Annotated in this window: 1 protein-coding gene; it reads left to right on the forward strand. The window is 65.1% G+C overall.

Annotated features, from left to right (window positions below):
• The coding region (locus QSK30_RS36690; protein ID WP_285510014.1) for an IS30 family transposase at positions 1-255 on the forward strand (255 nt) is incomplete at both ends.

The following is a 255-nucleotide window of genomic DNA, read 5'->3' on the forward strand; positions in this document are numbered from 1 at the left end:
TCCTGATCCGGGTCCCCCACGACCGCTCCGCCGGCCGTGTCGCGGCGCTGTTGGCCAACAAGATGAAGACACTGCCGGAGTTCCTCCGGAACTCGTTGACCTGGGACCGCGGCAGTGAGATGGCCGATCACGCCGCGTTCACCATGGCCACCGGCATGCCCGTGTACTTCTGTGACCCGTACTCGCCCTGGCAGCGTGGAACGAACGAGAACACCAACCGGCTCCTCCGCCAGTATTTTCCCAAGGGGACCGACC

The sequence above is a fragment of the Actinokineospora sp. NBRC 105648 genome (assembly GCF_030269645.1).
In the GTDB taxonomy this organism is placed as follows: Bacteria; Actinomycetota; Actinomycetes; order Mycobacteriales; family Pseudonocardiaceae; genus Actinokineospora.